Below are 21,840 nucleotides of genomic sequence, written 5' to 3'. Positions count from 1 at the left end.
CGGGCAGGCCCTTGTCAAGCGGGGTCAGGCGGAGAGCGGTTCGGGCTGCTCACCGCGGCGGATCGGGGCGGAGTGGGCGGAGTGCGCCCGGCCGAGCGGCACGGTGTGCGCGGCCTCGGTATGGTCGTGGTGTTCGTACCCGCCCCACTGCGAGGCGTGCAGCTGGTCGCCGCCGCCGTACGGCTCCAGGTAGGGGCGCCAGCGCGGGTCCTTGATCCCGGTGCCGATGATGCGCCAGGCCAGGCCGCTGGGCGGGGCCGGCTGCCGCTTCATCCGCCAGCCGAGTTCGGTGAGGTGGCGGTCGGCCTTGGTGTGGTTGCAGCGGCGGCAGGCTGCCACCACGTTGTCCCACCGGTGCTGGCCTCCCCGGCTGCGCGGGATGACGTGGTCGACGCTGGTGGCGGCGGCCCCGCAGTAGACGCAGCGGCCGTGGTCGCGGGCGAACAGCGCCCGGCGGGTGAGCGGGACGGGCCCGCAGAACGGGACCCGGACGAAGCGGGTCAGACGGACGACGGACGGCGCCGGAAGGGCGCTGGTGGCGCTGTGCAGAGTGACTCCCGAATCCTCCAGGCTGACCGCCTTGTGGTTGAGGACCAGGATGAGTGCGCGGCGCATCGATACGACGCCGAGTGGCTCGTAGGACGCGTTGAGGACCAGGACATGCGGCACGGATGCCTCCTTGGACGCCTGCGGCGCGTGGCTCGCGCCGGGACGAGCGGTTGGATCACGCAACGGGTGTGTGATCTCCCCCAGTGTCGCCTTACGCCTTTGTACGGCGCCACCACTCCCGTGTAACGGACCCGACATGAACCGCCGGATGCGGTTGCTGTCATACCCGATATGCCCAGGCGAAGGAGGGGTTGCACCCGGGTGCCCTCCCGGGGGGCCGCCGCCCGCCCGGGGGACGGCTCGGCCGGTCGGAGCAGCACGCAGGAAGGTGGTCCGGGCGGTGTCCCGGGGGGCGCTCAGGGGAGCGGAGCAGGGGCGGGCCGGGGCGTTGACGGGGCGTCCGGGAGAGGTCCGCGCGCCCTTCGGCGTGTCCGGCGGGTGGTCCGGCGCCGGTTAGGGTGGTGCGGACGGTCCGCAGGCCACGGCATGCCTCCGCGGCGGCGGGCCCGCCACGCTCCCTGCAGGAAGGTCCCGCACGTGTCCTGGTCCGGTGCCGCCGGTCTCCTCGCCGACGCGTCCACGACGCCGAGCCCCTCCCCGAGCCCCACGGCCCCGGCGCTGCCGCAGCTCGACCTCAGAATCCCCACCAGCGCGCAGGAGGTCGGCGAGACCACCCGGCAGGCGGCGGGCTGGTTCGACTCGCACTGGCAGGACTGGCTGGCCGGCGGTGTGCGGATCGTCTTCATCATCGTGCTGGCGCTGGTGCTGCGGGCCGTGGTCCGCAAGCTGATCACCCAGCTGATAGGGCGGATGACCAAGCCCGCCGAGGGCGACGACGAGCCCGGCCGGCTGGGCGGTCTGCTGGCCAACACCGGCGTGGTCAACCCGGAGCGCCGGCAGCAGCGCTCGGAGGCGATCGGCTCGGTGCTGCGCAGCGTGGCCTCCTTCAGCATCCTGGGGACGGCCGCGCTGATGGTGCTGGCCGCGCTCGGGGTGAACCTGGCACCGCTGCTGGCGAGCGCCGGTGTGGCCGGTGTGGCGATCGGTTTCGGCGCGCGCAACCTGGTCACGGACTTCCTGTCCGGGGTCTTCATGATCATGGAGGACCAGTACGGCGTCGGCGACGAGATCGACACCGGGGTGGCCACCGGCACGGTGCTGGAGGTCGGCCTGCGGGTGACCAAGCTGCGCGGCGCGGGCGGTGAGATCTGGTACATCCGCAACGGCGAGGTGAAGCGGATCGCCAACATGAGCCAGGGCTGGTCGACGGCCTCGGTGGACGTCCAGGTCGGGTACAAGGAGGACCTGCTCCAGGTCGAGGCGCTGATCCGGGAGACCGCGGAGACGCTGGCCAAGGAGGCGCCGTTCGACGAGCTGGTCTGGGCGCCGGTGACGGTCCTGGGCGTGGAGTCGGTGGCGGTCGACTCGGTGGTGCTGCGGGTCGAGGCCCGGACCGCCCCGGGCAAGTCGCTGTCGGTGGCCCGGGCGCTGCGGCAGCGGCTGAAGACGGCCTTCGACCTGGCCGGGATCAAGGTCAAGGAGGAGGTCCCGACGGCGGCCGCGGCTGCCGCCGCCGCGGGTGGGGCGACCTCCGCGATGGTGCTGGCCACCGCCTCGGTGCCGGCGCCGACCGATGCGGCGCCGCCGTCCGCGCTGGCCGACCCGGCCTCGCCGCGCTACCTGGCCACGGCGCCGATACCGGCACCGGTGAAGCCGGGCGACGACGGCGGCAAGACGCCCTGACGGCGGGCCCGGCACCCTGCCGGGCCTCCCCCGGACCGGCGGAACACCTGCCGGAATTCCCGCCCGAAACGGACGAAAGCCTCGCTCCTCCCCATCGGGGGGCGGGGCTTCGTGCTGCCCGGTAACGCTTCGGCATCCACCGCGGGAGGGACCATTGACACCCTCCTGACGGGGACCGTACGGTCCTGTCTCAAGCGACTGGAAAGTTTCCTAACAGTTCGCCCGAACCCCACCCGGGGGCTACCGGGAGCAGCCGGAAGAGGAGGATTCCGCGCGTGACCAAGACCACCGCCAAGGCCCCCCTCGCCGGCACCCCCAGCCTGCTGCGCGCCATCAACGACCGAGCCGCCCTCGAACTGCTGCTGGAGAACGGCCCGCTCTCCCGTACCCAGATCGGCACCCTGACCGGCCTGTCCAAGCCCACCGCCTCCCAGCTGCTGGCCCGCCTGGAGGCCGCCGGGCTGGTCCTGCCGGTCGGCACAACCGCGGGCGGCCCGGGCCCGAACGCGCAGCTGTACCAGGTGAATCCCGCGGCCGGCCACGTCGCCGGACTGGACGTCACCACCAGCCAGGTGCGGGTCGCGGTGGCCGACATCACCGGCGTCACCCTCGCCGAGCACGTCGTACCGACCAAGGGCTGGCCGGCCGCCGGCACCGTCCCCGGGGTCGCCGCGGCGGTGGCCGAGACCGTCCGCGCCGCCGGACTCGCCGAGGACGCCCTGCACAACGTGGTGATCGGTGTCGGCGGCGCGCCCGACCCCGTCACCGGCAAGCTGCGCTACGCCTCCCACCTGCCGGGCTGGCACGGGCCGCGGCTGGTGCAGGAGCTCTCCGAGGCGGTCGGCGCCCCGGTGTCGATCGAGAACGACGTGAACCTCGCCGCCGTCGCCGAGCAGGCCTCCGGCGCGGCCCGCGGGTTCGAGGACTTCGTCCTGCTCTGGGCCGGCGAGGGCACCGGCGCCGCGATCGTGATCGCCGGCCGGCTGCACCGCGGCTTCACCGGCGGCGCCGGGGAGGTCGGCTACATGCCGGTGCCCGGCTCACCGGTCGTGCGGGACGTGCGGCGCCGCAACTCCGGCGGCTTCCAGGAGCTGGTCGGCGCACCCGCCGTCAAGGCGCTGGCCCGCCGGCACGGGCTCGCCGCCGCCACCGCCGAGGAGTCGCTCGCCCTGGCCCTGGAGACCCCGGGTGCCGGCGACGAGTTCCTCGCCGACCTGGCCGACCGGCTCGCCGTCGGACTGGCCGTGATCGTCGCCGTCGTCGACCCCCAGCTGGTGGTGGTCTCCGGGGGCGTGCCGAGCGCGGGCGGCGAACGGCTGCGCGCGCTCGTCGAGGAGGAGCTGGCCAAGATCTCGATCGCCCGGCCGGAAGTCCGCAGCAGTGCCCTGCCCGGTTCGCCCGTCCTCACCGGCGCACTGCAACGCGCGCTGGCGGCCGCCCGCGAGGCGGTCTTCTCCACCCACTGACGTCCGCCACCCACAGACGCTCCCACCTGCACCGGACATCACCCGCACCACCGCCGCACCACCCCCTGCACCTGACACCTCTCCCACAGCCCCCGAACGCGGGACCCGAGGCAATGACGCCTGCCCGCGCACCCCCAGGAGGACCTCGAAGTGCACTCCACCACCTCCCGCACCTCCCGCAGAGGCCGCCGTACGATCGCCGCCGTCACCGGCAGCGCCGTCCTCGCCCTGCTCGCCACCGCCTGCACCGGCAGCAACGACGCCGGCGGCAACGACGACTCGGCCTCCGGCAAGGACGTCACCATCACCTTCTGGCACGGCTGGAGCCAGGACTCCGAGGTGAAGGCGATCGACGCCAACATCGCCGCCTTCGAGAAGGCCCACCCGAACATCCACGTCAAGGCCGTCGGCAACATCGCCGACGACAAGGTCAACCAGGCGCTGCGGGCCGGCGGCGACAGCGCCCCGGACGTGGTCTCCTCCTTCACCACCAACAACGTCGGCATGTTCTGCTCGACCAAGGCCCTCGCGGACCTCAAGCCCTTCCTGGAGAAGGACAAGATCGACGCCGCGAAGACCTTCCCCGCCGCGATGCTCAACTACTCGCAGTACCAGGGCAACCAGTGCTCCCTGCCGCTGCTCGGCGACGCCTTCGGCCTCTACTACAACAAGGCCGCCTTCGCCCTCGCCGGCATCGCCGAGCCGCCGAAGACCTTCAGCGAGTTCGCCGACGCCGCCGCCAAGCTGACCATCGCCGAGGGCGACGGCTACAAGCAGCTGGGCTTCATGCCGCTGTACCACGGCTACGAGTCCACCACCGAGCACTTCCTCGGCCAGTACGGCCCGAGCTACTTCGACGGCTCCGGCAAGTCGAACCTCACCTCCGACCCCAAGATCGCCTCGATGCTGAACTGGCAGAAGGGCCTGGTCGACAAGCTCGGCGGCTACGACAAGCTGGACAAGTACCGCGCCACCTTCGGCGAGGAGTTCAGCGCCAAGAACCCGTTCCACACCGGCCAGGTCGCGATGGCCATCGACGGTGAGTGGCGCACCGCCTCGCTCGCCGAGAACAAGCCCGACTTCGAGTGGGCCACCGCGCCGTTCCCGGTGCCGGACGACCAGGCCGGCACCTACGGCCGCGGCTACCAGACCGGCACCATCGTCGGCATCGCCAGCAGCAGCAAGAAGCAGAGCGCCGCCTGGGAGCTGGTCAAGTACCTGACCACCGACACCGACGCGGTGGTCAGCTTCGCCAACGCGATCCACAACGTGCCGAGCACCTTCGACGCGCTCAACTCGCCGAAGCTGATCAGCGACACGAACTTCAGGACCTTCCTGGACATCGCCAAGAACGCGAACTCCGGGACCACCCCGGCGAGCCTCAACGGCGGCGCGTACCTCGTCTCGCTGCAGAACCTCGGCTACGCCTACGAGTCCGGTCAGCAGAAGGATCTCCAGGCCGGCCTCGCGGCCACCGCCAAGGAGATCGACGCCGCGATCGCCCAGGCGAAGTAAGCGCAGACGGAGCTCCCATGGCACTCGCGTTCGGCACCCGCAAGGGCACCGGACCGACCGACCCGGCGGCGCCCTCCACGCAGCACCTGCTGCGCCGGAAGCGCCGCCGGGAGGCGGCCCGCACCCTCGCCTTCCTCTCCCCCTGGCTGATCGGGTTCAGCGTCTTCTTCCTGTACCCGCTGATCTCCACCATCTACTTCTCGTTCATGAAGTACAACGGGCTGTCGGCCCCCACCTTCAAGGGCCTGCAGAACTGGGACTACGTCCTCAACGACTACCCGTCCTTCTGGCAGGGGCTGCGCAACACCCTCTGGCTGGTCGTCATCATGGTGTCGCTGCGGGTGGTCTTCGGCCTCGGCATCGGCATGCTGATCACCAAGGTCAAGACCGGTGCAGGCTTCTTCCGCACCGCGTTCTACCTGCCCTACCTGGCCCCGCCGGTGGCCGCCACCGTCTCCTTCGCCTTCCTGCTCAACCCCGGCACCGGCCCGGTGAACCACTACCTCGGCGAGCTCGGCCTGCCGACCCCCGGCTGGTTCGCCGACCCGGCCTGGTCCAAGCCCGCGCTCACCATGCTCGCCATGTGGGGCATCGGCGACCTGATGGTCATCTTCATGGCCTCCCTGCTGGACGTGCCCAGGGAGCAGTACGAGGCCGCCGAGCTCGACGGCGCCGGCCCGTTCCAGCGCTTCCGGTACGTCACCCTGCCGAACATCTCGCCGATCATCATGTTCGCGGTGGTCACCGGCGTCATCCAGACCATGCAGTACTACACCCAGGCGATCGTCGCCGGGAAGGTCGCCGGCGGCAACGCGGGCAACTCCGGGCAGCAGTTCGAGCCCGGCTACCCGCAGGGGTCCACCTGGACCCTGCCGCAGATGGTCTACAACCTCGGCTTCCAGCACTTCAACTACGGCGCCGCCTGCGTCGTCGCCCTGGTGCTGTTCGCCATCTCGATGGCCGTCACCTCGATCCTGCTGCGCCGAAAGTCCGGCTTCATGGCGAACGACGACTAGCGGACCAGTGAGGACACGATCATGACTCTCAGCACCACACTCGCCAAGGCCCCCTCGGGCACCCCCGGCGCCTCCCGGTCCGGCGGCACCCGCAGTGCCGCCCACCGGACCGCCCGGCGGCGCGCCGCGCTCAACTGGGTGGCCGTCCACTCGCTGGCCATCGCCGCCACCCTGTTCTTCCTACTGCCGTTCGTCTTCGCCTTCCTCACCTCGGTGATGACGGACAACCAGGCGCTCACCACCGACTACTGGCCGGCCTCCTGGGAGTGGGGCAACTACGCCAAGGTCTGGAACACCCCCGGCTTCCTCACCTGGTGGCGCAACACCCTGCTGTACGCCGGCGCCGGCACCGTCCTGACCGTCGTCTCCAGCCTCCCGGTGGCGTACGCGCTCGCCAAGTTCCGCTTCAGGGGCCGCAACCTGGCCCTGATGGCCGTCATCTCGATGATGATGCTGCCGCCGCAGGTCACCATCATCCCGATGTACCTGTTCTGGTCGAAGCAGATGCACCTCACCGGCTCGCTCTGGCCGCTGATCATCCCGATGGCCTTCGGCGACGCCTTCTCGATCTTCCTGCTGCGCCAGTTCCTGATGACCATCCCCAAGGACTACATCGAGGCGGCCCGGATCGACGGCTGCGGCGAGCTGCGCACCCTGCTCAGGATCGTCCTGCCGATGGCCAAGCCGGCCATCGCCGCCGTCGCGCTGTTCCAGTTCTTCTACGCCTGGAACGACTTCTTCGGCCCGCAGATCTACGCCAGCGAGAACCCCGGGGCCTGGACCCTCTCCTACGGCCTGGAGTCCTTCAAGGGCGCCCACCACACCAACTGGAACCTCACCATGGCCGCCACCCTGCTGGTGATGGCGCCGGTGATCATCCTCTTCTTCTTCGCACAGAAGGCCTTCATCGAAGGCGTGACACTGACAGGGGTCAAGGGCTGATGTCCGCACTGAAGTTGGCAATCGTCGGCGGCGGGTCGACGTACACCCCCGAGCTGATCGACGGCTTCGCCCGGCTGCGCGACACCCTGCCGATCGGCGAACTGGTGCTCGTCGACCCGGCCGCCGACCGGCTGGAGCTGATCGGCGGGCTGGCCCGGCGGATCTTCGCCCGGCAGGGCCACGGGGCCGTCGTCACCACCACCACCGACGTCGAGGCGGGCGTCCAGGGCGCCGACGCCGTCCTGCTCCAGCTGCGGGTCGGCGGGCAGGCGGCCCGCAACCAGGACGAGACCTGGCCGCTGGAGTGCGGCTGCGTCGGCCAGGAGACCACCGGCGCGGGCGGTCTGGCCAAGGCGCTGCGGACCGTCCCGGTGGTGCTGGACATCGCCGAGAAGGTCCGCCGCGCCAACCCCGACGCCTGGATCGTCGACTTCACCAACCCCGTCGGCATCGTGACCCGCGCCCTGCAGAGCGCCGGCCACAAGGCCGTCGGCCTGTGCAACGTCGCCATCGGCTTCCAGCGGCGCTTCGCCAAACACCTCGGCGTGGCCCCGGAGCTGGTCCGCCTGGACCACGTCGGGCTCAACCACCTGACCTGGGAGCGCGGCGTCACCCTGCTCGACGCACCGGGCTCGGCCACCGGGCGCGAGGTGCTGCCGGAGCTGCTGGCCGGCTTCGGCAAGGAGATCGCCCAGGACCTGCTGCTGCCGCAGCCGGTGATCGAGCGCCTCGGCGTCGTGCCCTCCTACTACCTGCGCTACTTCTACCAGCACGACCAGGTGGTGGAGGAGCTCAAGACCAAGGGCTCCCGGGCCGCCGAGGTCGCCGCGATCGAGCGGCAGCTGCTGGAGATGTACGCCGACCCGACCCTGGACACCAAGCCGGAGCTGCTCTCCAAGCGCGGCGGCGCGTTCTACTCCGAGGCCGCCGTCCAGCTGATCGCCTCGCTGCTGGGCACCGACGGCGGGACGTCCGTGCAGGTCGTGAACACCCGCAACGACGGAGTCCTGCCGTTCCTGCCGGACGACGCCGTCATCGAGGTCCCGGCCGAGGTGGACGCCGCCGGGGTGCGCCCGCTGCCGCAGCGGCCGGTCGAACCGCTGTACGCCGGCCTGATCGCCGCCGTCACCGCGTACGAGCACCTCGCCCTCGACGCCGCGCTGCACGGCGGGCGCGACCGCGTCTTCGACGCCCTGCTCTCCCACCCGCTGGTCGGCCAGATCGAACGCGCCGACCAGCTGACGGACCGGCTGCTCGCCCACAACCGCGAGCACCTCGCCTGGGCGTGACCCGCCCGCCGCGTCCGGCCCGCGCCCTCGTCCCGGGGAGCCGCGGGCCGGGCCGCGAGGAGACCGACCACCCCCGGCCGGGGACAACGGCCGGGCCACGTACGAGCCGCGGGGACCAGATGACCCACCAGCCCGAACCACTCCTGCCCGGCGTTCTCGCCATCGACGCCGGCAACTCCAAGACCGACGTCGCCCTGATCGGTGCCGACGGCACCGTCCTCGGCTCCGCCCGCGGCGGCGGCTTCGCCCCGCAGAAGGTCGGCGGTGCGGCAGCGGTAGCCGGCCTCGCCCCCCTCGTCGAGGAGGCCGCCGCCGCGGCCGGACTCTCCTTCCGCGGCGGTGTCCTGACCACCCACGTCAGCGCCTGCCTCGCCAACGCCGACCTCCCGGTGGAGGAGGAGGCCCTGCGCAGCGCGCTGGAGTCGCACCCCTGGGGCGCCACCAACACCGTCGCCAACGACACCTTCGGCCTGCTGCGGGCCGGCACCGACGGCCCGCGCGGCATCGCCGTCGTCTGCGGCGCCGGCATCAACTGCGTCGGCCTGCTCCCCGACGGCCGCACCGCCCGGTTCCCCGCCCTCGGCGAGCTCACCGGCGACTGGGGCGGCGGCAGCGGACTTGCCATGAACAGCATGTGGCACGCCGTCCGGGCCGAGGACGGCCGCGGCGGCCCGACCGCGCTGGCCCGGGCCATCGCCGAGCACTTCGGCCTCCCCAGCACCGGCGCGGTCGCCGAGGCCGTCCACCTCGGGCACCTGCCGTACGGGCGGCTGCACGAGATCGTCCGGGTGCTGTTCGCGGTCGCCGGGACGGGCGACCCGGTGGCATTGGAGCTGATCGACCGGCAGGCCGACGAGATCACCCGGCTCGCCGTCGTCGCCCTCGGACGGCTGGAGCTGCTGGAGGAGTCGACGCCGGTCGTACTCGGCGGCGGCGTGCTCGCCTCGCGGGAGCCGCTACTGCTCGACAACGTGACGGCCCGGCTGGCCGAGGCCGCGCCGCTGGCCGAGCCGCGGGTGGTCGTCGCGCCGCCGGTGCTGGGCGCCGCGCTGCTCGGCCTCGACCACCTCGGCGCGGGCGAGGCCGCCCAGGCCCGGGTGCGGGAGGCCTACGACCCGGCGCGACGGCTCGCGGCGTGACGCCTCCGCGGTCCGCGCACCCGCGCCCGCGCTGAGCCGCCCCCGCCAGCGCGCCGCCCCTTGATGCTCCGCCCCCGACCGGCCCGCACGCCCGTCGGGGGCGGCCGTCTGCTGGTCCGCCCGAGCCCGCTGCCTGGCCCCCGACCCGGCCCGGCGGCCCCGGCCGGCCGTCAGGCGGCCCTCGCGAGCCCGGTCGGCAGCGGCCCGGCGGCACCGCGGCGACGGCGGTAGTAGTGCACGGTCAGCACGCCCAGCAGCGGCCCCCAGGCCGCCAGCGGCAGGTAGGCGGCCCAGAACACCGCCGTCTGCCAGCCGTGGGTGACCGCGCCGCCCACCTCCCCGGTCAGCGTGCGCCCGAAGGCGAACATCACCATCGCGTACGGGAACACCATCAGCGCGGCCGCCCCGAGCCCGGCCGGGACGACGGCGGCGAGCGTCGGCACCCGGCGGCCCGCCAGACCCGGGATCCAGCGCGGCCAGACCTCGCCCCACTCGGCGACCAGCCCGACCGCGAGGAAGGCCAGCGCCTCGCTGACCACGCTCAGCGCGATGATGTACCACCACCCCGCCGAGAAGGCCGAGGAGGGATGGGCGTCCGAAGGGTGCTCCAGCAGCGGCACGTTGAAGATCATGGCGGCGATCCGCCAGACACAGGACGGCAGCGTCGTCAGCGTGGTGGCGTACGCGGCGAGCACCGCCCAGCGCGGCACCCCCGCCGCGATCCGGCCGTGCGGACTCCTCGACTTCGTACGGGCGTTCATGCGTCCTCCCCGACAGCTGACCCGCTCTTCGGGCCGGTGCGACTGCTTCCGCTCCCAAGGTCGCAGCGCCGCCACCACCCCCGCGTCCTCCGGCGGACCGGACCGGCTCACCCGCGCGGGGGAGGTCGGGAGGCGGCCGTGCGCCGCACGGAGGACGGGCCGGATCTCCTGCCACCGACCGGGGTTGACCTCAACCGGACTTCAGGTTGTGGGATGGGGTCATCGGCGAGCACCGCCGACTCCGGAGGGGATCCGGTACCGAGAGGGGAACGGCCATGGTGAAGGACGCACAGCCGGCGGGGGCGGTCTCGACACGGACGCAGGCCGAGGTGACCGGTGTCGTCAAGGGGCTGGAGCAGGCGTTCAACGACAAGGACCCGGTGGCGCTGGCCGGTTGGTTCGCCGAGCGGACGTCCTGGACCAACGCCAGGGGCACCCGGCTGGACAGCCGTGCGGCGGTCGCCGAGTTCAGCGCCCCGGCGATGAAGGGCTTCCTGAGCGACTCCTACGCGCGGTACGAGGTGGTCAGGCTGCTGGAGATCGCGCCCGAGGTGATCGCCGCCAACGTGGCGCAGACGCCCACCGACGCCGACGGCAACCCCGTCGAGGGCCCGCGCGGCGCCGCGCTGTACGTGATCGCCCGGCAGGAGGAGGGCTGGCGGATCGTGGCCGGCCAGAACAACGCCGTGGAGGCCCCGGCTGCCGGGTGACCCTCCCCCGCGGGGGACAGGGAGGGTCGACAGACCGGTGGGGATGGCGCAGAGTCGCTCCATGGCCCACCTCTTGCTCCCGCCCCTGCCGGACCGGTACCGGAGCCGGCCGGCGACCGCCGCCGACGCCGCCGGGATCCACCACCTGGTCGCCGCCTGCGAGCGCGAGCTGCTCGGGCACGCCGAGAGCGGGGCCGACGGCGTCGCCGCCGACCTCGCCCTGCCCGGCCTCGACCCCGCCCTCGACACGCTGCTCGTGCAGGACGGCTCGGGCCGGCTGGCCGGCCGCGCCTGGGTGCACAACGGGCGGCGCAGCAAGGTCGACGTCCACCCCGGCCACCGGGGGCGGGGGCTGGGCGGGCGGCTGCTCGACTGGGCCGAGGCGCGGGCCCGCGAGGCCGGCGGCCGACGCCTCTCCCAGGCGGTGCCGGACGCCGACCTGGCCGCCGTCGGGCTGCTGCGCTCCCGCGGCTACGGACCGTTCGTCACGGAGTGGCAGCTGGAGTTCGCCATGCCCGTCGAACCCGCGGTGCCGGACCCGCCGGCCGGCATCACGGTGCGGCCGTTCCGGGCCGGCGACGAGCAGGCCGCGTACCTGCTCACCGAGGACGCGTTCGACGAGTGGCAGCCGCGGCGCAAGGCCTACCCGGAGTGGGCGCTGCACACCGTCGGGCGGGACACCTTCGTCCCGGCGCTGTCACCGGTGGCGTTCGCCGGCGGCGAGATGGTCGGCGCGGTGCTGGCGCTGGACGTTCCGGGCAGCGGCGAGGGGTACGTCGAGCGGGTCGCCGTGCGGCGCGACCACCGCAACCGGGGGATCGCCCGGGTGCTGCTGCGGGAGTCGTTCCGCGCCTTCCACCTGCGGGGGCGGCGGACGTGCACCCTGTGGACGCACTCGGAGACCGGCGCGCTGTCGCTCTACGAGCGGGTGGGGATGACGGTCCGGCGCAGCTCCTCGGTGTACGGGAAGCCCCTCACCGCCGAGCCCTTGATGTGACGCCACGTCAGATCTGCTTTCTGATCGGCGAATTACCCGAACCTCGGGTCTGCCGGTGCTCCCGGCGGGGCAGAATCCCCCGAAGTCGAGGGGAAGAGGGGGAAGGGGCGGGGATGGGGATCTTCAACCGCAGGCGCCGGTCGGCCGTGCCGCAGGACGCGGTGCCGGCCACACCGCAGGACGCGCCGCCGCGTGGCACCATGCGCCCGGTCGGGCCGCAGGACCCGCCGCTGCCGGGGGGCGGCGGCTCCTGGATCTACGAGGTCGCCGGGGAGTACTCCTCCGAGACCTGGGCGCCGCCCGAGTCGATCCGGCGCTGGTGGCAGGTGGACCGGGACGGCAACGTGATCGGCGAGGCCGTCGAGAACGAGCTGTTCGGCCCGCCGAAGGACGACCTCGCCCGCGCGACCGACCCGAACGGGCCGATGAGCTGGCTGCCGGACCCGGAGGCGACGGTGCGCGGCTGGCTGTCGGTCGCGCTCGGGCGGATCGCCGACGGCGTGGAGGTGCACTGGCTGAAGGTCACCGCGACCCCGGTCTGCCTCGCGGGCGAGGACGCCGGGGACTTCGCCCCGCCCGACTTCGCGCAGGCCCCGCCCTCCCGGATCGGCGTCGCGGTACCGGTCGGCCTCGGCGTCCAGCTGGCCGGGCACGCCCCGACGGTGCTCTGGGGCCTGCTGATGTGGGTGACGGTGTCCGACGGCTCGCAGGAGGACGCCGTGCAGAACGTCTGGCTGCGCCACGAGGTCGACGCGGACCGCGCGGACGAGAACCTGCGCATCGTCCTCCAGGCCCCCGAGATCCGCTTCTGAGCCCGCCCCCGGGGCCGGGCGGGCCCCGGCGCCTGGTGGCGTCCCATCAGATGACCCGCGTCGCGTGGCGCGCCGAGCCGTACCGGCGGTGGCGCTAGCTTGTGCGCATGGTCACTGAGGAGCTCGATCTCACCGGGCTGCGGCGGGTCTACGGCCGGCCGGGAAGCCGACTGTTCTACACGATGGTGGCCAGGAACGCCCGGCACTGGGGGTGGACGGAGCCCGGACAGTCCAAGTGGCGCTGCTGGCGGGCGCAACGGCGGCTGGAGGACGTGCTGGGACGCAAGCTCGCCCTGCCGGCGGGCTCGCGGGTCCTGGACGCCGGCTCCGGGGCGGGCGTGGTGGCACGGGCGATGGCCGCCCGGTTCGGGCTGGCGGTCACCGGGGTCGACGTCCTGGACTTCCACGTGCGCGAGGCCCGCCGGCTCAGCGCGCGGGCGGCGCTGGAGGGCCGGACGGCCTTCTCCTGGGGCGACTACCACCGGCTGGAGTTCCCCGACGCGTCCTTCGACGGCGCGTACTCGATGGAGACCCTGGTCCACTCCTACGCCCCTGAGCGGGCCCTGGCCGAGTTCCACCGGGTGCTGCGCCCGGGCGGCCGGCTGGTGCTGCTCGGCCCGATGAGCACCGTCCCGCTGGAGGAGATGCGGGCCGGCGACCGGGCCGTGCTCGAACGCTACCTGGACGACATGGTGTTCCCCGGCGCCAAGCGCTACCACGCCGGCAACCTGGAACGGCTCCTCACCGAGGCCGGGTTCCAGGTCGAGGAGGCCCTCGACGCCAGCGCGAACTACGCCCCCACCGCGGAGGCGCTGTACGCGTACTTCCGTGTCCCCTACGCCCTGCTGCGCTCCTGGGGGCCCGCCGAGAAGTGGCTCAACATGCGCTCGGTGGTGGAGATGTACGGGGTCCGCCAGTACATCGCCTGGTACGTCCACACCGCCGTCAAGCCTGCAGCCGAGCCGGCCGTCTGACAGCCGGCTCGCCTGTTCTGGGCACGGCCTAGGCACCGGCCGGTTTGCCGGTGGCGCTGAGGGCCACCACCCCCTTGTCCCCCGGGCCGTAGACGTGTCCGCCGCCGGCCCAGAACGGCGCCGGTCCCATCAGGTCGCCGCTGACGGCGAACTGGTACGTCCACCGGGGCGCCCCGGTGGCCTGGTCCAGGGCCCACACCTTCGCCCGGACCCAGACGTAGACGTTGCCGTCCGCGCAGTGCACCACGATGTCCCCGATCGCGGTCACGGGCAGCGAACCGGCCCAGCGCACGGCCCCGGTCGCGGCGTCCAGGGCCATCACGACGACGCGGCTCTGGGAGTCCGGCCCCACGGCGTAGACGGTGGACTCGTCCGGGCTCGCCGTCGCGGTCTGGAAGGCCACGTCGCCGGGCGAGGCCCAGGCCTCCTTGCCGCTCGCCGGCTCCAGCGTGTGCAGGCGGTCGGAGGCGTAGAGGAACCGGCCGCCGGCCGAGCTGTGCGGGCCGTCGTTCCAGCGGCCGACGTAGCTGAGGCTCTTGACCGTGGCGCCCGCGCCGGGACCGGGCTGCTGCCAGATGCTCTTCCCGTCCGCGGTGACGTCCAGGGCCTCGATCTTCGCCGCACCGCCGCCGCCCAGGGGGCTGGAGGTCACCCACAGCAGGTGCTTGCCGGAGGACGGCACCATGAGCCGGGCGTAGGACGCCCCCGAGTGCTTGGTCATCGTCTCCCAGCGGATCTTGCGGGTCGCCGGGTCCACCGCCCAGACGAAGTTGGCCTGGGAGTAGTCGATCGGCGCCGCCGGGTCGGCCGAGGACCGCCAGCCGCCCGACAGGTTGCCGCTGACGTAGAGGACGCCGTCCAGCATGCCGGGCAGCAGCGAGGCGCTCACGACCAGCTTCGTCGGGCCCGACGCACCGACGCTCCAGGCCACCGAGCCGCTGGTCAGGTCGATGGCCCTGACCACGGCGGACATGGCGATCGGGGTGCCGTGGTCGACGGCGTACAGCACGCCGCCGCCGACGGTCACGCCGGTGCCTCCGCCCCCCACCGTCGACGGGGCCAGGGCGTTGCTGAGCGGGCCCCAGCGCGGTCGGCCGGTCCGGTCGAAGGCCCAGAGGCTCTTCATGCCGACGGCGACCACCGTCTCGCCCTCCGCCACCACCTGGACGAGCGGGTCGGGGACGGGCCCCGTCCAGAGCGGGGTCGCCTCGACCGTGGTGTCCAGCGGGCGGGAGGTGTCGGTGGGGGCCGGCGCGGGGGTGCCACCGGCCGCCTGGTTGGGGTTCTTCGGGGTGCCGTCCGGCAGGCCGAGGACGACGGCGGTGCCGCCTCCGGCCAGGGCGACCGCCCCGCCGGCCAGGCCGATCAGCAGTCTGCGGCGGCTGGCCGCTCGGGCGGGGGCTGCGGCTGCACCCGGCCGAGCGGGATGGTCTGGTGGGCCGTGTGTGCTGGCATGGGCGGGGTCTGCGGGGGCTTCGGGAGCTCCACGGTGCGCGCGGTCTGCGGTGCCTGTTGGGGCTTCGGAAGCTCCACGGTCCGCGCGGTCGGCGGAGTCTGCGGTGCCTGTTGGGGCTTCGGGAGCTCCACGGTGCGCGCGGTCTGCGGAGTCTGCGGTGCCTGTTGGGGCTTCGGAAGCTCCACGGTCCGCGCGGTCGGCGGAGTCTGCGGATCCCTCAGGGGGTTCGGGAACTCCAGGGTCTGCGCGACCAGCGGAATCCGCGGGCTCCGGGGGTACAGCTCCTCGGTGACCGCCGTCGGCGACACCGGCACGGGTGCCATGACGGCGGACACCCCCTCGATCACCGCCACCAGCACCGGCGGCAGCCAGGGGCCGTGCCACACGGGCGCCGCCTTCTGCACGACGAAGTCGACGACCTGCTGCGGGGTCGGCCGGTCCCCCGGCGCCTTCGCCAGGCACGCCGCCACCAGGACCCGCAGCCCGTCCGGCACCGCCGCGAGGTCCGGCTCCCCGGCGACCACCCGTTGCAGGATCTCCAGCGGCAGGCCCGAGCCGAACGGCCCCTCCCCGGAGGCGGCGAACGCCAGGGTGGCGCCCAGTGAGAACACGTCGCTCGCCGGTGTGACCTCCTGCCCCAGCGCCTGCTCCGGCGACATGTAGGCGGGCGTCCCGAAGAGCGCGCCCGGGGCGGTCAGCACGGTGCCGTCGGCGGCCCGCGCGATCCCGAAGTCGATGACGTGCGGCCCGTCCAGGGCCAGCAGCACGTTGCTGGGCTTCAGGTCGCGGTGCGTCAGACGCGCCGCGTGGATGTTCTTCAACTCCTCGGCGATGCCGACCGCCAGGGCGCGCAACGGCGCGTCGGGTACCGGCCCGGCGAGCTTCACCGCCTCGTCCAGCGGGACGCCCGGCACGAAGGCGGTCGCCATCCACGGGACCGGCGCGTCCGGGTCGGCGTCGATCACCGGCGCGGTGAAGGCCGAGGAGGCCGCCCGGGCCGCCGCCACCTCGGCCCGGAACCGGGCGCGGAACCTCGGGTCGTCGGCCAGCTCGGCCCGGACCAGCTTGACGGCGACCGTGCGCCCGCCGGCCGACCGCCCGAGGTAGACCGCCCCCATGCCGCCGGCGCCCAGCTTGCCCAGCAAGGTGTACCCGCCGATCCGGGGCGGGTCCGTGGGGTCCAACTGCCGCATGCTCATGCTCCGTTCGCGGGTAGTGCGGTGACCGTCGAGGTCTTCGGATTGGCGACGCAGAGTCGGCCGCCGCCGGCCGACCAGGCGAGGTTCGCCGGGTCCGCCCCCTTCAGTCCGCTGTACTTCCAGCGGGCCGTGCCGTTCGACGCGTCGAAGGCCCACAGCACGGCGTCCGGTCCCATCCGGTACAGGCTTCCGTCGGCGAGCAGCAGGCGGGCGCCGAAGCTCCTCGGGTCGGCGGCGTCGAGGGGCAGCGGGGCCTTCCAGAGCGAGTGCCCGGTCGAGCTGTCCAGGGTGCCCAGCGAGCACCCGCCGTCCGCGTCCTTCCAGAGGCAGTACAGGACGCCGCCGTCCGCGCCGGACTCGGTGCCGCCTCCCCGCAGGGACGCCACGACGGTGCCGGAGACCGTCCACACCTTGTCCCGGTCGCCGGGTCGAGGGCGGAGAGGTTGCCGTCCTTGTCGGTGACGAGGAAGTGCCGCCCGGCGGCGGCGACGCCGACCGTCGCGATCTTCTTCGACCAGCTGATGTCGCCCTTCCCGTCCAGCGCCTTGACCTCGTCGGGGCCGGCGAACAGCGCGCGGTCGTCGCCCTGCGGCAGGGCCGACTGGAGGATCAGCGTGCCGTCGCCCTGGAACCAGGCGGTCCGGTGGGTGGCCAGCGCCACCGCCCAGACGTGGTAGCCCTGGGAGACCAGGCCGTAGTCGCGGCCGTCGCCCATGCCGATCACATACGCCCGGCCGCCGAGGAAGCCGCAGAAGCGGAGCACCCCGCCGGCGTGCGGCTGGTCCAGCGTGGCCTGCCAGTCGAGCTTCCCGCCGGCCGGGTCGATGCTCAGCAGCAGGCTCCTGGTCTGGATGTCGGTCGGCGGTCCGCTCGTGGGCCAGGTCACCGCCGCGGCGTACAGGCGGTTGCCGTCCACTCCGGCGACGGTCGCCGGGACGGCCCCGCCCAGGGCGAAGGCCGTCTGGGGGGCGCCGAGGGCGGCGCCGTCCAGCGTCCACGCGGTGCGGCCCTGGTCGTCCAGGCCGCGGATCCAGCCGTTGGAGACGACGGCGACCACACCCTCCGTCGAGAGCACCTGCTGGCCGGCCTGGTCCAGGTCCACCTGCCAGGACCGCGTCCCCTCGCGGACGGCCTCCGCCGACGGGCGGGGGGCGGCGGCCTTTCCGGAGCCGCGCCGGGTGAGGGCGAGGACGCCGCCGGCGGCGCCCGCGGCGAGCGCCGCGCCGCCCAGGCCGAGGAGCAGCGTCCGGCGTCCCGGGCCCCGGCGAACGGCCTTCTGGTCCTGCCGGGCCGGGCCGTGGCCGGTCTGGCCATAGGAGTCGGAGGAGCCGTAGGGGCCGCTCTGGTCGTAGGAGGGGCTCGGGTCGTGGAAGGCGCCCTGCTCGTAGCGGCCTTGGTCCTGGTGGGCCGGGTCGTGGCCGTTCGCCTGGACCGCGCCCGGAGGCAGCCCCGGTGGGGCCTGGGGCAGCCCGGTCAGGACGGCCCGCACCGCGAGGACGTCCGCGGCGACCGCCGGCGGAAGCCACCCCGCCGGGGAGACGGCACGGCCCTCCCGCACGACGAACTCGACCACCTGACGCGGCGTCGGCCGGTTCGCCGGGTCCTTGGCCAGACAGGCCGCGACCAGCGGGCGCAGCGCGGGCGGGATCGCGCCGAGGTCGGGCTCGGTGTTCACCACCCGGAACAGGACGGCCGCTCCGGCGCCCTCGCCGAACAGGTGCGATCCGAGCGCGGCGTAGGCGAGTGTCGACCCCAGCGAGAAGACGTCCCCGGCCGGGGTGACCCGCTCCCCCAGCGCCTGCTCCGGCGACATGTACGGCGCCGAGCCGACGACCGCCCCGGTGGTGGTCAGTCCGATGCCGTCGGCCGCCCGGGAGATCCCGAAGTCGATGACGTGCGGCCCGTCCAGGGCCAGCAGCACGTTCGGCGGCTTGAGGTCCCGGTGGATCAGGTCGGCGCGGTGCACCTCGACCAGCGCCTCCGCCAGCCCGGCGGCCAGCGTCCGCACGGTGTCCTCGGGCAGCGGGCCGTGCCGGGCCACCGCCTCCTGGAGCGAGACGCCGACCACGAAGGCCGTCGCCATCCACGGCGTTCCGGCCTCGGTGTCGGCGTCCACCACCGAGGCGGTGAACGCCCCCGACACCCGCCGTGCCGCCGCCACCTCCAGCCGGAACCGGTGGCGGAAGTCGGCGTCCTGCGCCAGCGCGGGCCGGACGACCTTCACGGCGACGGTCCGTCCGCCGGCCGACCGTCCGAGGTACACCGCCCCCATCCCGCCGGCGCCCAGCCGGCCGCTGAGGCTGTAGGGCCCGATCTGCCGTGGATCGTCGGCACCGAGCTGCTCCATCGCGGTCCCCCTCCCGTGAGCCCTCACAGGCTATGGGGAACGCTGCGCTCATGACAGGCGATCACACAGCTTCCACACTGACCGGGGGTGGCGGGTGGCTCCTGTCCGGGCAGGGCCCTGGAGCTAGCGGCGGCCGGCGGCGAGGAGGTCGGGGACGGTGGCGAGCTTGACGCGGGGGCGGCCGGCCGCCTCGCCGAGGGCGCGTTCGGTGCGGTCGACGGCCCGCAGCTCCTTCAGGCCGACGGCGTCCGGCCGGCGGCGGCGGACCAGCCGGTCCAGCTCCCGTCGGGTGCCGGTCGGGGCGGGCAGGGCTCCTGCGGCGGCGTCGTCCAGCAGGGCGTCCACGGTCTCCTGCGCGCAGGCCCGGTTGGCGCCGATGCCGCCCGAGGGGCCGCGCTTGGCCCAGCCCACCACGTACGCGCCGGGCAGCGGCCGGCCGGTGGCCGGGTCGACGATCCGGCCACCGCGGTGCGCGACCGTCCCGGCGGCATCGTCGAAGGGCAAGCCCGGTACCGGCACGCCCCGGTGGCCTATGGAGCGCACCACGGCGCCGGCCCGGATGACCGGGCCCCGGACTGACTCGACCTCGACCGCCTCGACCCGGTCGGCGCCGAGCAGGGCGGTGGGCGTGGCGAGGAAGCGCAGCACGATCCGCCGGCCGGGGCGCGGCGGCGCGGACCAGTCGGTGCTCTCCAGCGGGAGCCCGGCGAGCAGCGCGGCCTTGGAGTCCGGCACGGCGGCCGCGACGGCGGCCCGGACCTCCGGGTGGTCGTCGACGACCAGCTCGACGCCCGGCAGGTGGCGCAGCGCCAGGAACTCCGGCCTGGTCCAGGCCGCCTGTTCGGGCCCGCGCCGGGCGAGCAGCACCACCTCGCGCACCCGGCTGGTGCGCAGCGCCGCCAGGGCGTGGTCGGCGATGTCGGTGGTGGCGAGCCGGTCCGGGTCGGAGAGCAGGATCCGGGCGATGTCCACGGCGACGTTGCCGTTGCCGATCACCACGACCCGTTCGGCGGAGAGGTCGACGGCGTCGGCCGGCACGGTGGGCTCGGCGTTATACCAGCCGACGAAGGTGGTGGCGGGCAGGCTGCCGGCGAGGTCCTCGCCGGGGAGGCCGAGCCGGCGGTCGGTGGCGGCCCCGACGGCGTAGACGACCGCGTGGTGGTGGGCGGCCAGTTCGGCGTGGCTGAGGTCCCGGCCGACCTCGACGTTGAGGTGGACCCGCAGGCGGGGGTCGTGGAAGACGCTCGCGAAGCCCTCGGCGATCCGCTTCGTCGCCTGGTGGTCGGGGGCGACGCCGTGGCGCAGCAGGCCGCCGGCGACCGGCAGCCGGTCGATCATCGTGATCTCGGCGCCGGTGCCGCGCAGCAGCGACTGCGCGGTGTATCCCGCGGAGGGGCCGGTGCCGACGACGGCGATCCGCAGCGTCCCCAGGCCGTTGGGCAGGCTGCGGGGGAAGGTGGGCGCGCTCCAGGCGTGGTCGCTGGGGTGGTCCCGGTAGTAGCCGCGGTTGAGCTCGACGAAGACGGCCTCCGGCCCGGTGAGCCGGTCGACGGGCCGGACGGCGTCCACCGGGCAGGCGTCGGCGCAGGCGCCGCAGTCGATGCAGGCGGCCGGGTCGATGAACAGCATCTCGGTGCGGCCGAACTCCGGTTCGTCCGGGGTGGGGTGGATGCAGTTGACCGGGCAGACGGACACGCAGGAGGCGTCGTTGCAGCAGGTCTGGGTGATCGCGTAGGCCATGGCCGGGGTGGGTCCTCGCTGCGTGGGGGGCGGTCGGGGCGCGGCGGTGCGGTCGCGGCGGTGCGGTCGCGGCGGTGCGGTCGCGGCGGTGCGGAGCGGAGCGGTGTGGAGCGGTGCGGTGCGCGGGCCGCCGGTGGTGGGGCGGCCCGCGGCCCGGTTGCCGGTCAGAGCATGTGGATGCGGCGGTAGACCGCCGTGGAGGGGCCGGTCAGCAGGCCGGACTCGGCGAGGAAGGCCATCAGGTGCCGGGAGCTGGTGCGCATCATCGCCTTGCGGTGCTCGTTGCCCCGGACCTCGGCCAGCGCCCGCCGGGTGTCCAGGCCGGCCGCCGCGTACACGCCGTGGTTGACCATGCTGCTGACGATGACGAACGCGGCCGCGGCGATGCCGGTGGCGGCGGCCCGCCGACGCGCCCGGCCGGCTCCGCGCAGCCGTTCGCGGATCTCCTGGCGGGCGAACTTCATGTGGCGCGACTCCTCGACCACGTGGATCCGGGACGTCCCGCGGACGATCTCCAGGACGTTCTCGCCGCGCATCCAGTCGCGCTGCATGACGTCGAGCACCTCCTCGGCCACCAGGATTCCGCCGTAGGCGAGTTCACCGGTGGCGAGCGCCTTGAAGGCCCGGCCGGCGTGGGCGACCGAACGGGCCGGGCGGTACGCCGGGGCGCCCATCTTCTCGCAGGCGCGCGCGAACATGATCGAGTGCCGGCACTCGTCGGCGACCTCGGTGAGCGCGAACCTGAACTCGGCCGTCCCGGTGTCCTTCAGGTACTGATCGCGCAGCACCATCTGCTGCAGGATCATCTCGAACCAGATGCCGGTGCTCATGATCGAGCAGACCTCGTGCCGGGTGAGGGTGACCCGCTGCTCGACCGTCATCTCGTCCCACAGGGCGGTGCCGTAGAGCGTGCTCCACTCGGGGTTGAGCCCATAGGCGTCCTCGGGGAGCGGGGCGTCCCAGTCGATCTCGGCCGCCGGGTCGTAGGAGAGCGTCGCGGCCGAGTCGAGCAGTCGCTTCGAGACGTCGTCGTCGGCCGGGGTGTGGCGCGTGTGGCGTGGGGTTCCCGCCGCCGTGCCGGTACGTGCCATGGCTGCCTCCAGGTGCGTGCCCGGTGCGGGTTCC

Annotated in this window: 18 protein-coding genes; 11 read left to right on the top strand and 7 right to left on the bottom strand. The window is 73.8% G+C overall.

Annotated elements, in window-relative coordinates; translation table 11 throughout:
- Positions 1-24: 24 nt before the first annotated feature.
- Positions 25-669, bottom strand: coding sequence for an HNH endonuclease (locus tag ACGFZP_RS22545; protein WP_392935765.1), 645 nt, complete (start codon positions 667-669; stop codon positions 25-27).
- 477 nt (positions 670-1,146) lie between these two features.
- On the opposite strand from ACGFZP_RS22545, the gene ACGFZP_RS22540 reads away from it, so the two are divergent.
- The 7 genes from ACGFZP_RS22540 (at position 1,147) to ACGFZP_RS22510 (ending at position 9,719) form a co-directional block, all read left to right on the top strand.
- Positions 1,147-2,352, top strand: a complete 1,206-nt coding sequence (locus ACGFZP_RS22540) for a mechanosensitive ion channel family protein (protein ID WP_392935763.1) — start codon at positions 1,147-1,149, stop codon at positions 2,350-2,352.
- Positions 2,353-2,627: 275 nt separating this feature from the next.
- Positions 2,628-3,818, top strand: a complete 1,191-nt coding sequence (locus tag ACGFZP_RS22535; RefSeq protein ID WP_392935761.1) for an ROK family protein — start codon at positions 2,628-2,630, stop codon at positions 3,816-3,818.
- Between the two features lie 150 nt (positions 3,819-3,968).
- Complete coding sequence (locus ACGFZP_RS22530) at positions 3,969-5,333, top strand: ABC transporter substrate-binding protein (RefSeq protein ID WP_392935758.1); 1,365 nt, start codon at positions 3,969-3,971, stop codon at positions 5,331-5,333.
- A 17-nt stretch (positions 5,334-5,350) separates the two neighbouring features.
- A complete protein-coding gene (locus ACGFZP_RS22525) occupies positions 5,351-6,349 on the top strand; it encodes a carbohydrate ABC transporter permease (protein WP_392935756.1) in 999 nt (332 codons plus the stop codon).
- 21 nt (positions 6,350-6,370) lie between these two features.
- Complete coding sequence (locus ACGFZP_RS22520) at positions 6,371-7,291, top strand: carbohydrate ABC transporter permease (protein WP_392935753.1); 921 nt, start codon at positions 6,371-6,373, stop codon at positions 7,289-7,291.
- A gap of 8 nt (positions 7,292-7,299) precedes the next feature.
- Entirely contained in the window at positions 7,300-8,580 is a 1,281-nt protein-coding gene (locus ACGFZP_RS22515) for a 6-phospho-beta-glucosidase (protein WP_392936320.1), read from the top strand.
- A 119-nt stretch (positions 8,581-8,699) separates the two neighbouring features.
- The gene (locus ACGFZP_RS22510; protein ID WP_392935752.1) at positions 8,700-9,719 is read left to right on the top strand and encodes an N-acetylglucosamine kinase; all 1,020 of its coding nucleotides are present in this window, start codon (positions 8,700-8,702) and stop codon (positions 9,717-9,719) included.
- A gap of 170 nt (positions 9,720-9,889) precedes the next feature.
- Here the strand turns inward: ACGFZP_RS22510 and ACGFZP_RS22505 are convergent, their stop codons facing one another.
- Entirely contained in the window at positions 9,890-10,480 is a 591-nt protein-coding gene (locus ACGFZP_RS22505; protein ID WP_392935749.1) for a hypothetical protein, read from the bottom strand.
- Positions 10,481-10,755: 275 nt separating this feature from the next.
- On the opposite strand from ACGFZP_RS22505, the gene ACGFZP_RS22500 reads away from it, so the two are divergent.
- The 4 genes from ACGFZP_RS22500 to ACGFZP_RS22485 all read left to right on the top strand — a co-directional run bounded on the left by ACGFZP_RS22500 (position 10,756) and on the right by ACGFZP_RS22485 (position 13,973).
- A complete protein-coding gene (locus ACGFZP_RS22500) occupies positions 10,756-11,190 on the top strand; it encodes an SgcJ/EcaC family oxidoreductase (RefSeq protein WP_392935746.1) in 435 nt (144 codons plus the stop codon).
- Between the two features lie 61 nt (positions 11,191-11,251).
- Positions 11,252-12,187, top strand: a complete 936-nt coding sequence (locus ACGFZP_RS22495; protein ID WP_392935744.1) for a GNAT family N-acetyltransferase — start codon at positions 11,252-11,254, stop codon at positions 12,185-12,187.
- 113 nt (positions 12,188-12,300) lie between these two features.
- Entirely contained in the window at positions 12,301-12,999 is a 699-nt protein-coding gene (locus ACGFZP_RS22490; protein WP_392935741.1) for a hypothetical protein, read from the top strand.
- A gap of 107 nt (positions 13,000-13,106) precedes the next feature.
- On the top strand, positions 13,107-13,973 hold the full coding sequence (locus tag ACGFZP_RS22485) for a methyltransferase domain-containing protein (protein WP_392935739.1): 867 nt from the start codon (positions 13,107-13,109) through the stop codon (positions 13,971-13,973).
- A 28-nt stretch (positions 13,974-14,001) separates the two neighbouring features.
- Here the strand turns inward: ACGFZP_RS22485 and ACGFZP_RS22480 are convergent, their stop codons facing one another.
- The 5 genes from ACGFZP_RS22480 to ACGFZP_RS22460 form a co-directional block, all read right to left on the bottom strand.
- Positions 14,002-15,135, bottom strand: coding sequence for a PQQ-binding-like beta-propeller repeat protein (locus ACGFZP_RS22480; RefSeq protein WP_392935736.1), 1,134 nt, complete (start codon positions 15,133-15,135; stop codon positions 14,002-14,004).
- A gap of 203 nt (positions 15,136-15,338) precedes the next feature.
- Positions 15,339-16,622 carry a protein kinase gene (locus ACGFZP_RS22475; RefSeq protein WP_392935734.1) on the bottom strand — a complete coding sequence of 428 codons (1,284 nt, stop codon included), beginning with the start codon at positions 16,620-16,622 and terminating at the stop codon, positions 15,339-15,341.
- Between the two features lie 109 nt (positions 16,623-16,731).
- Positions 16,732-18,975, bottom strand: a complete 2,244-nt coding sequence (locus ACGFZP_RS22470) for a protein kinase (protein WP_392935731.1) — start codon at positions 18,973-18,975, stop codon at positions 16,732-16,734.
- A gap of 123 nt (positions 18,976-19,098) precedes the next feature.
- The gene (locus tag ACGFZP_RS22465; protein ID WP_392935728.1) at positions 19,099-20,715 is read right to left on the bottom strand and encodes an FAD-dependent oxidoreductase; all 1,617 of its coding nucleotides are present in this window, start codon (positions 20,713-20,715) and stop codon (positions 19,099-19,101) included.
- Positions 20,716-20,879: 164 nt separating this feature from the next.
- Positions 20,880-21,806 carry a diiron oxygenase gene (locus ACGFZP_RS22460; protein WP_392935725.1) on the bottom strand — a complete coding sequence of 309 codons (927 nt, stop codon included), beginning with the start codon at positions 21,804-21,806 and terminating at the stop codon, positions 20,880-20,882.
- Between the last annotated feature and the right edge of the window lie 34 nt (positions 21,807-21,840).

Source organism: Kitasatospora sp. NPDC048239 (genome assembly GCF_043202015.1).
Classification (GTDB): Bacteria; Actinomycetota; Actinomycetes; order Streptomycetales; family Streptomycetaceae; genus Kitasatospora.
Note: the sequence above shows the minus strand (reverse complement) of the source record. Positions and strands in the feature narration are given on the sequence as shown.